7 protein-coding genes and 1 riboswitch are annotated in these 9,980 nt (G+C 74.3%); of the genes, 2 read left to right on the top strand and 5 right to left on the bottom strand.

Features of this window, described 5'->3' with window-relative positions; all coding sequences use genetic code 11:
• Positions 1-1,201 (top strand): Ig-like domain-containing protein (locus E1200_RS26470; protein WP_347813244.1); only part of this gene is annotated, 1,201 nt, incomplete at its 5' end.
• 48 nt (positions 1,202-1,249) lie between these two features.
• Here the strand turns inward: E1200_RS26470 and E1200_RS26465 are convergent.
• From E1200_RS26465 to E1200_RS26445, 5 genes are all read right to left on the bottom strand, one after another.
• A complete protein-coding gene (locus tag E1200_RS26465) occupies positions 1,250-2,713 on the bottom strand; it encodes a M48 family metallopeptidase (protein WP_243708845.1) in 1,464 nt (487 codons plus the stop codon).
• Complete coding sequence (locus E1200_RS26460; protein ID WP_131954787.1) at positions 2,710-3,993, bottom strand: hypothetical protein; 1,284 nt, start codon at positions 3,991-3,993, stop codon at positions 2,710-2,712. The genes E1200_RS26465 and E1200_RS26460 overlap by 4 nt, the downstream gene beginning before the upstream one ends.
• Before the next feature lie 36 nt (positions 3,994-4,029).
• Positions 4,030-4,917, bottom strand: coding sequence for a CHAP domain-containing protein (locus E1200_RS26455; RefSeq protein WP_131954786.1), 888 nt, complete (start codon positions 4,915-4,917; stop codon positions 4,030-4,032).
• Positions 4,918-4,924: 7 nt separating this feature from the next.
• A riboswitch (cyclic di-AMP (ydaO/yuaA leader) is annotated at positions 4,925-5,122 on the bottom strand.
• 512 nt (positions 5,123-5,634) lie between these two features.
• Positions 5,635-6,714, bottom strand: a complete 1,080-nt coding sequence (locus E1200_RS26450) for a C40 family peptidase (protein ID WP_131954785.1) — start codon at positions 6,712-6,714, stop codon at positions 5,635-5,637.
• A gap of 149 nt (positions 6,715-6,863) precedes the next feature.
• On the bottom strand, positions 6,864-8,141 hold the full coding sequence (locus E1200_RS26445) for an NYN domain-containing protein (protein ID WP_243708844.1): 1,278 nt from the start codon (positions 8,139-8,141) through the stop codon (positions 6,864-6,866).
• A 306-nt stretch (positions 8,142-8,447) separates the two neighbouring features.
• Between E1200_RS26445 and E1200_RS26440 the strand changes: the two genes are divergently transcribed.
• On the top strand, positions 8,448-9,980 hold a 1,533-nt coding region (locus tag E1200_RS26440; protein WP_131954784.1), incomplete at its 3' end, for a DEDD exonuclease domain-containing protein.

Below are 9,980 nucleotides of genomic sequence, written 5' to 3'. Positions count from 1 at the left end.
GCGCGCGGCCGCCGTGCTCGTCGGAGCGAGCATGGTCGCGGGGGCCGCGGCGTGCTCGGGGGGTGATGACAGGGACGGCGCCGAGGCGGTACGGCTCACGGTGTCGCCCGCGGCCGGCGGGAAGCACGGGCCGGAGAACCCCATCGCCGTCCAGGCGCACGGCGGCACCATCGAGAACGTGACGGTGTCCACGGACGCCGGCGAGGTCGAGGGGGGCCTGAACGCCGACCGGACCGTGTGGCGGTCGCGCTGGACGCTGGAGCCGGGCGAGACGTACACGGTCGGCGCGACCGGGCTGGGTGCGGACGGCAAGACCCGTACCGTCACCAGCCGCTTCACGACGGCCGAGGTGGAGAAGACCAACGACGTGACGATCGAGGCGCCGTACGACAAGGAGACCGTCGGCGTCGGCATGCCGATCGTCATGCAGTTCGAGCGCCCGGTGAAGGACAGGGCGGCGGTCGAGCGGGCGCTGGAGGTCCGTGCCGACAAGACCGTCGAGGGCGCCTGGCACTGGTTCGGCGACCAGGAGGTCGTGTTCCGGACGAAGGAGTACTGGCCCGCCCACACCAGGGTCACCTTCGACGCCCACCTCAGTGGGGTGCGCACCGGCGGCGACGTGTACGGCGGGAAGAACTACTCGCTCGCGTTCAAGGTCGGTGACTCGCAGATCTCCACGGCGGGCGAGGACAGCCACAAGATGGTCGTGAAGGTCAACGGCAAGAAGGCCCGCACGATCCCGACGAGCATGGGCAAGGGCGGAGCGCGCAAGTACACCACCACCAACGGCGTCCACCTGGCGATGTCGAAGGAGGACCCGGTGACGATGACGTCCGCCTGGATGGGGATCAGCCCGGGGAGCCCCGGCGGCTACAGCCTGACCGTGTACAAGTCGGTGCGGATCTCCGACAGCGGCGAGTACGTCCACAGCGCACCGTGGTCGGTGGGCAGCCAGGGCAACTCGAACGTCAGCCACGGGTGCATCAACGTCAGCCCGTCCAACGCGAAGTGGTTCTTCGACCTCACCCAGCGGGGCGACCCGATCATCGTGACCGGTTCGGACCGGGAGCTCGAGGTCGACAACGGCTGGGGCTACTGGCAGGCCGGCTGGAAGGACTGGGTGAACGGGAGCGCCCTGAAGCGGTCGGTGAAGACGGCCCCGCCGGAGGACGCGTCGACCCTGTCCGCCGGCGGCGACTGACGCCGGCCGCCCGGCGGTCTCGGCCCGGGGCCGCTGGCCGGTGCGCGGTCAGCGCAGCGGCGGCGGCTCCGGGACGCCGTTGAGGCGGGCCCAGTCGCGCGCCATGGCGATCCTCTCGGGGCCCGGGGGGTGGCTCATCCAGAGCAGGTACTCCAGCGCGTCGGGGCTGAGGTCGGAGATGTTGCGCACGGAGAGCTCGTGCTGCATCGACACGAAGGTCGACGGGTCGCGGGTGAGGTCCAGGGCGTGCACGTCCGCGCGGGCCTCGATGTGCCGGCTGACGAGGTTCATGACGGGGCCGCTGAGCTGCGTGCCGGCCGTCACCAGCGCGAGGACGAGCGCGATGGACCGCGGGTCGGCCGCCCCGCCGCCGCGGGCGCCGGGCGCGCCCCCGGTGCCGACTCCAACGCCGGCTCCGGTGCCGACTCCCGCGCGGCGCAGGAGGCGCGGCGAGGTCAGCAGGAGGTGCAGCAGGCACATGGACCCGGCGACGCCCAGCGCGCCGACCAGCGTGCCCCACAGGACGTCGTTGCGCTTGGCGTGGCCGAGTTCGTGCCCGACGATCGACTCGACGCGTTCGGGCGGCGACTTCAGCAGCGTGTCGTACAGGACGATGCGGCGCGTGGAGCCGAAGCCGGACACGTAGGCGTTCAGCGACGTCGTCCTGCGGGAGGCGTCGGCGACGAGGACGTCGTCGACGGGCACGCCGTCCCGCTCGGCCATCGCCAGCAGGTCGGAGCGCAGCGGCTCCTGCCTGAGCGGGTGGAACTTGTTGAACACCGGCTCGACGGCGACCGGGTAGATGAACGACACCAGGACGACGAGGAGGAACCCGCCGGCGGCGGCGCCCGTCCACCAGTAGCGCGGGAAGCGGCGCACGACCGCGTACAGGAGCAGCAGGGCGACGGCGTAGATGACCCAGGTGACGCCGAGGGACTTGAACTGGTCCACGGTCCAGTCGGGCCAGCTCTGCGTCGACAGCCCGTACCGGCGCAGGATCGACTCGCTCCAGACGCGGAACGGGAGCCCGGCGACGCGCAGCAGCGCGGTGAGCGCCAGGGCGCCGACGATGACGCGCAGGGGCCAGCGGCGGGTGCGCGCGGTGACCCAGCCGAGGAACCGGGCGCCGAGGGGGGTGAACCCCAGGGCGGATATCAGCGCCAGGCCGGCGACGAGACCGGCGTACGCGGGCGGGTTGACGGCCGAGTCGAACGCGTGGGAGCGGGCGATCTCGGCGGGGGAGAAGTCGAGCGCCGGATCGGCTCCGGTGTGCCCGCCGGGGACGGGGCCGGGCAGCGGGTTCCAGGGGGTGGTCACCGCGATGACGGCGCCGAGCGCGGCGAACAGCGCGGCCGCGGCGACGGCGGCGGCGATCCTGGGCCGCCGCATCCGCCCGGCGTCTCCGCCGTCTCCCTCGCGGTCCTCGTGCTCGTCCCGCCCGTCCCGGCGAACGGGTTCCGCCGCGCCGGCGCCGGGTGCGGCCGGGCCCTCGTCCGCCTCTGCCTCGCTCACGTGAGCTCCCGTTTCAGGTAATCGCGCCACAGGGCGGTGAAGCGGACCCGGGTGAGCCCCAGCACCTCGCGCAGCGCGGTGGCCTCTGGGTTGCGCCCCGCGGCCCGGTAGAGCCGCACGAGCGTCGCCTCACCGTACCGGTCCGCGACCATCCGGCAGGCGAGCCACGACTCCTGGTACGCCTGGGAGAGGCGCGCGGAGCCGGCGCCGAACGCGTCCGCGCCGGGCAGTGCGGACGGGACCCGCCCCTCGGCCACCTCGCGGCGCAGCTCGGCCGCCGCGGACCGGACGGTGACGTTCGTGCGGAGGTAGCCGACGTAGTCCGCGAAGCCCTCGATCAGCCACAGCGGGGTCGTGCGGTCGCGGGCGCCGCCGGTGGCGACATGGGTGAGCTCATGGGTCAGCACCACGTCGCGCCCGAGGTCGTTGAGGCGGCCGAAGGTCGCGGGGGAGATGACCACGCGGTCCTCGCCCCGGGCGCCGCCGGCGGACGGCGTGACGGCGGCGAGGGCGGCGACCTCGTCGAGGCGCTGGCCGGGGCCCGCGAGCGCGGACGCCCGGTCCGCGTCGGCGGGCGCCAGCGCGACGACCCGCCGCGCCCACCGGCCGCCGACGACGCCGGTGACGACGGGGACGGCCTTGTCGAGGCGGCGCGCGACCTCCGCCAGCCCGGGGGCGTCGCCGATGACGAGGCTCGCGCGGCCTTCGGCCACCGTGAGGTCGCCGCCGTCCCAGATCTCGGGGTCGTCCTCGAAGCCGTGGGGCGACCCGTCTCCGGCGACCGTCCAGGTGCCGGAGCGGGGGGTCAGCGCCAGATGGCGGGTGCGGACCACGTCGCCGCGGTCGAAGCCCCGGAGCCTGTGGCGGACCTCCACGCGGACGACCACGGTGCCCGTTTCGCCGTCCGTGGCTTGCGGCGCGACGACGCGTTCCTCCCAGCGCTCCAGCGGAAGCCTGCGGAGGTTGCCGTACATGCGGGACTGGGCGTCCTGGAAGGCGGCGGGCGCGGACGCCACCGTCGCTAGGAACGCGGCCCGGTCTCCGCTGCGCACGGCACGCGCGCGGTTGCCGAGAAGGGCGGCGGCCTGCGCGGGGTCGAACACCGCGGTGCCCTCACCCGCGCGCGCTGGACGCGGGCCGTCGTCGCCGGAGCTCGCGCCCAGGAGGGTGGCGCCGCCGCCGAGAAGCACGGCGGCCCCGCCCGCGCCCAGGGCGAGTGCCCTGCGGCGCGTGACGGGGCCACCGCGCTTGGGAGTGCCGTGCTCGGGACCGTCCTCCATGCGCGTGATCCTATGCAGCGGGCGGGGGAGGGGCCGTCACGACCGGTACTCGGGGTACCCGTAGCCGACGATGCTGCGGGCCGGGCGTTCCCTGACCCGGACGGCCTTGTCGGTGTTGCCCTCGACGGCCTCGATGGTGCCGTCGTCGATCTTCTTGGTCACCATGCCGATGTGCACGATGTCGTCGATGCTCTTGCTGCCGCTCCAGGCGTAGAAGACGATGGCGCCCGGCCTGGGCTCGGTGCCCCAGCGGCCCTGGTCCCGGAACCACTTGGCGTGGGCGACCGTCCATGCGTCGCTGCCGAACTGGTCGGTGAAGCCGAGCTGGTCGCCGATCCACGAGATGAACATGTCGCACCATGCGGCGTCGTCGTAGCCCTGGAGGGAGCCGCCGTCACGCGCGAGGGTCTCCTTGGCGCGGGGGTGCTCCATGTACCACTTGTTGTACTTGGTCTCGCCGTTGCCGTCCTCCTTGATGCCGACCTGGGAGCGGGCGAGCTCGATGGCCTCCTCGGCGGTGGGGCGCTCCTTCCCGGACGGCTGCTCCGTGGCGCCGGACTCCGGCCGCTCCTTCCCGGAGCGCTCGTCGTTCTCGCCCTTGCCGTCTTCGCGGCCGCCGTCCTCCGGCCTGTCCTTGCCCTTGGCGGACGCGGCCTCGGCCCGGTCCTTGGACGCGGACGTGCCGCCCGCACCGCCGCCCTTGGCGCCGTTGAGGTCGGCGGCGGTGACCTGGGTGGGGACGGAGCCGAACGGCAGCACCGACGCCTGCGCGGTGGCCGCGGCGGTGCCGAGGACGGCGGCGCCGACGATCACGCCGCCGGTCGTCCGCCAGGTGAGGGGAAGGGCGGCCGGCTTGCGGTGCCTGCCGGCGGGTTTGTGCTGCTGCTTCCTGCCCGGTGACTTCTTGCGATGCGCGCCTGACACGGGGGTCTCCTGACTTCCATGCCGCCTACCGGGTTAGCTGACGGGTTCGGGCGTGGAAGCCGCCCTACGGCGGCTCTCACCGGTCGTCCGGGAGAGACGCGCCGATTCACCCCGGGTGCCGGAATGCCCGTCCAGGACGATCCCCGGACTCCGGCACAGGTGGGTCCCCGGTTCCGCGCGTGGGCGGATTCGGCGCTGCCGCTGCGATCCTGGGGGCGTGATGGGGCCCGGCGCGGGACCTGTCTCCCGCGTGCGAAAGAGCGGCGCCTGTGTTGTGGATGTGGCGGACGGCGGCCCGTTCGCCGGGTAGCCGTCCGTGCCCTGGCCCGCGAGTCCGCGTAGCAGCGCGCTCGGCGCCATGCCCGCCGGGGCGTGCACGCGGTGGAGCCGGGCCGGCCGGGCCTGCCTGCAGGCCCGGTGCGGCACCCTGGGTGCCGCGGGCGACGCGTGGAGCGCGCCGCCGGGAGGGGGTGCGGCGCGTGGCTCGCGCCGCCCGCACGCGGCAGCTGGATGTGCCGCGTGGGGCCGTGGCGCCGAATGGGCGCCGCGGGGCTCCGGCGTCTGGCGGGCGCCGGGAGTGGTGCAAAGGTACCAAAGCGCCAAAAGAACGCAAACCCCTACAAAATTAACAACGGACCAGGTCAAGACCTGGTCCGCTGTCGTACGGGCTCCGCAGTGCGCTCCGTCACACCGGTGCGGGCGCTCCGGAGCGGGGCGTCAGGGCCGCCCGGCGCCGTAGTAGTTGTTGAGGTAGTAGCCCGAGGTGATGCTCACGACCTCGACGTTCTTGCCGGTGCGGGGCGCGTGGATCATCTGGCCGTTGCCCACGTACATGCCGACGTGGCCGAGGCCGTTGAAGAACACCAGGTCGCCCGGCTGCAGGTTGCTCTTGTCCACCCGCTTGGTCGCGGCGTACTGGGAGTTGGTCGTGCGGGTGATGCCGACGCCGGCCGCCGCCCACGCCTTCATGGTCAGGCCGGAGCAGTCGTAGGAGTTCGGGCCCTCGGCGCCGTAGGAGTACGGCTTGCCGAGCTGGGCGTAGGCGAAGTCGAGCGCCGTGCGGGCCGAGCCGCTCGCCGGGCCGTTGTAGGTGCCGCCGACAGGGCCTGAGCCGCCGCCGGAGGACGGGGTCGTCCCGCCGAGCCGCCGCAGCAGCGCCCGCTGCTTGGCGACCTCCTTGTCGAGCTTCTGCTTCTGCGCCCGCAGCTCCTTGGTCTTGGCCTTCACGTCCTCGTAGGCCGCCTTGGCCTGCGCCTCCTCGCGGCGGAGCCGCTGGGCGGTGGTGAGGAACTGGGTGAGCTGGGAGCTGCGCTCCTGCGACAGGTGCGAGAAGACCGCGGCCTGGTCCAGGATCGCCTGCGGGTCGCCGGTGCCGACGAAGCCGGTGACGCCGTCGGTGTCGCCGTTCTTGTAGGCGTCCGCGGCCATCTGGGCGATCCGGGAGCGCTGCTGCTCGAAGGCGGTCTGCTCCTGCTTGCTGGCCTTGAGCGCCGTCTGGTACTTCTTCTTGGCGATCTTCAGCTTCTCGTTGAGCTGGTTGAACGCCTCGACCTTGTGGTCCATCTGCTCGCCGAGCTTGTCGAGCTTCTTCTCGACCTGCGCCCTGGTCGGCTGCGGGTCGGCGTGCGCGGCCATCGGCGGGCCGGCGAGGGAGACCGCCAGGGTCAGACCCGCGACGGCCGCCAGGCGACGGGAGACGCCTGGGCGCGCCGAACCGCCTCGCCGGTCGCGCTCGTGCGCTGCTTCCCCGATGCGATCATTGGCCACGGTCGGTTTCGCCTCTCTCGTCCTGGACATCAGGCGATGACATTAGCGAGGCGCAACAACCGTCACAACCGGTTCATCACTCTTTAGTCGACTTACTTGACCAACGTCCACATTCCGTGTCCACAAGATCACGGAGTGCGAGCCGCCCCTTATGACAGCCTTATCGGGACCTTATGGGCTCAGCCGCGGCCGAGCCGGCGCAGCAGCAGCGTCGACGGGCACGGCCGGGCGGCGGCGCGCCGCGCCGCGTCGGCCACCTCGCGGTCCGACGACACCACCACGACCGAGCGGCCCGGCGGCTCGGCCCGCACCAGCTCCCCGATCAGCTCGTCGGCGGTCTGCCCCGGCCGGCTGAACAGCACCCGCACGCCGCGCGGCGCCGCGATGGCGACCGGCGCGTCCAGCTCCGCGCCGTCGAACACGCAGGTCACCTCGGCGCGGGTCTGCGCCGCCAGCCCGCCGAGCCCCGACAGCAGCCGGCTGCGCTGGTCGGCCAGCGGCAGCTCCCCGTACCCGGTCTTGGTGACGTTGTAGCCGTCCACGATGAGGTGCACCCGCGGCAGGGTCAGCAGCCGGTCGAGCAGCTGCGGATCGGCGTCGGACAGCGCGCGGCCCGGCAGCGCGCGGTGCGCCTGCCGGTCGGGCTCCAGCCCGCCGACCGCGTCCGCCGGGCGGCCGATGGTCGACGGCAGCGCCAGCTCCCGGCGGACGCCCTGCACCGCGTCCTGCAGCGAGTCGAGCAGCATCCGCAGCCGCACGTCGTCGACGTTGCGCCCCTCGCGCGCGGCCCGCTTGGCGGCCTCCGCCGCGGCCTCGGCCTGCGCCGCGCGACCGCGCAGCTTGCGCAGCTCCTTCTCGGCCGCGGCGGTCGTCTCGCGCGCCGCCGCGAGCTCCCGCTCGGCCTCCCGCGCCGCCGCGCCCGCCCGCTCCTCCGCCGCCCGGTACCGGGTGCGCGCCTCGTGCAGCTTGCGGCGCAGCTCCGCCACCTCGGCCTTGCTCTCGCGCAGCTCGGCGCGCAGCCGGTCCACCTCCGCCGAGCGGGCGGTCCGGGCGGCGGCCAGCTCGTCCTTCAGCGCGGCGACGCGGCGTGCGGCGTGCTCCTCCTCGGACGCGGTCGCGGAGCGTTCCAGCTCCTCCCGGGCGGCCTCGACGAGCTCCGTCCACCCCTCGGGGCGCAGGAGGTAGGCCAGCACCGCCACCCGCACCGGGTCGGCGGCGGGCGGGACGTCGCCGCCCTCGACGGCCTCCACCAGGTCGGCCTGCGTGTCGCGCAGCGGCTCGGCGACCCGGCGCCGGAAGCCGTCGTCCTTCTCCAGCACCGCGGCGATGTGCTGCCCGGCCAGCTTGGCGCGCTTGCGGCGCTCGAACCGGGCGAAGCGGCGCAGCGGGACGGGGACGTCCTCGGCGGGGAGCGCCCCGATCAGCTCGGCGGCGACCTCGACCACGCGCTGCCGCACGGCTCCGGGGAGCGGCCGGCTCAGGCGCTCCTCCCCGGGGGGCGGGCCGGCCGCCGCTTCCTCCGCGATCTCGTCGCCGGGCGTCGCTCCGGGGCCGTTGTCGATGATCCCGCTCCTTCCGGGCTTCGCCGCCGGTGGGCTGTGTCTTCCCGAGCCGCCCACGCCTAACCAGGGCGAACGCGTGATCGGACGGATCGCGCCGGGCTCCCGCGGCGTCCCGCGGCCCCCCGCCCGGCGGGACGCGCCGGCGCCCTCCAACCCTAGCGGGCCGGGCTTCTGTCGGTGGTGTCCTCTACGGTCGCGCTCATGACGGCTGCGCACGGTGCCCCGGCCGGTGTCCCGGCCGCTGTCCAGGGCACCCTCGACGACCTGGGCACCCCGCTGGCCGAGGTCACCTTCGTGGTGGTCGACCTGGAGACGACGGGCGGCTCGGCCGCCGACTCGGCCATCACCGAGATCGGCGCGGTCAAGGTCCGCGGCGGCGAGCACCTCGGCGACTTCGGCACCCTGGTCGACCCCGGCGGGCCCGTCCCGCCGTTCATCACGGCGCTGACCGGCATCACCACGGCGATGGTGGCGGCCGCGCCGCGCATCGAGTCGGTGCTGCCCGCGTTCCTGGAGTTCGCGCGCGGCTGCGTCCTCGTCGCGCACAACGCCTCGTTCGACATCGGCTTCCTCAAGGCCGCCTGCGCCGAGCACGGCCACGCCTGGCCCGCGTTCCCCGTCGTCGACACCGTCGACCTCGCCCGCCGCGTCCTGTCCAAGGACGAGGTGCCCAACTGCAAGCTCGGCACCCTCGCCCGCTTCTTCCGCACCTCCACCGAGCCGACGCACCGCGCGCTGGCCGACGCCCGCGCCACCGTGGAGGTGCTGCACGGGCTCATCGAGCGGCTCGGCTCGTTCAACGTCACCTCCTTCGAGGAGATGCGCGGCTTCGCCAAGGCCCCGACGCCGGAGCAGCGCCGCAAGCGGCACCTGGCCGACGGCGTCCCGAGCACGCCCGGCGTCTACCTCTTCGAGGACGCCTCCGGCGAGGTCCTCTACGTCGGCAAGAGCGGCGACCTGCGCTCGCGCGTGCGCAGCTACTTCACCGGCTCGGAGACGCGCGGGCGCGTCCGCGAGATGGTCGGCCTCGCCGAGAGCGTCCGCACGATCGAGTGCGCCACCGGGCTGGAGGCCGAGGTCCGCGAACTGCGGCTGATCGCCGAGCACAAGCCGCGCTACAACCGCCGCTCCAAGTTCCCCGAGCGCGCCATCTGGCTGAAGCTGACCGTGGAGCCGTTCCCGCGGCTGTCCATCGTGCGCGAGTGCCGCACCGACGGCGCCCGCTACCTCGGGCCCATCTCGTCGCGCCGCCAGGCCGAAGAAGCACGGGCGGCGCTGCACGAGGCCGTCCCGCTGCGCCAGTGCACCCAGCGGCTGACGCTCCGGCTGATCGAGCGCGGCCGGGGCGGGGCGGCGGGGCCCCGCGCGTGCGCGCTCGCCGAGATCGGCCGCTGCGGCGCCCCGTGCGACGGCCGCGAGTCCCCGGACGACTACGCCGTCCACGTCGGGACGGCCCGCTCCGTGATGGAGGGCGACGTGCGGCCCGTGGTGGCCGCCGCGCAGGTCCGCATCGACCGGCTCGCCTCCGAGTTGCGCTACGAGGAGGCCGCCGCCCAGCGCGACCGGCTCGCCGCGTTCGTCCGCGCCGCCGCGCGCGGGCAGCGCCTCGCCGCGCTGGCCCGGCTGCCCGAGCTGGTCGCCGCCCGCCCCGGCTTCGACGGCGGCTGGGAGCTCGCGGTCGTGCGCTACGGCCGGCTCGCCGCCGCCGGCACCGTCCCGCCCCGCGCCCATCCC

The organism is Actinomadura sp. GC306, from assembly GCF_004348665.1.
Classification (GTDB): domain Bacteria; phylum Actinomycetota; class Actinomycetes; order Streptosporangiales; family Streptosporangiaceae; genus Spirillospora.
Note: the sequence above shows the minus strand (reverse complement) of the source record. Positions and strands in the feature narration are given on the sequence as shown.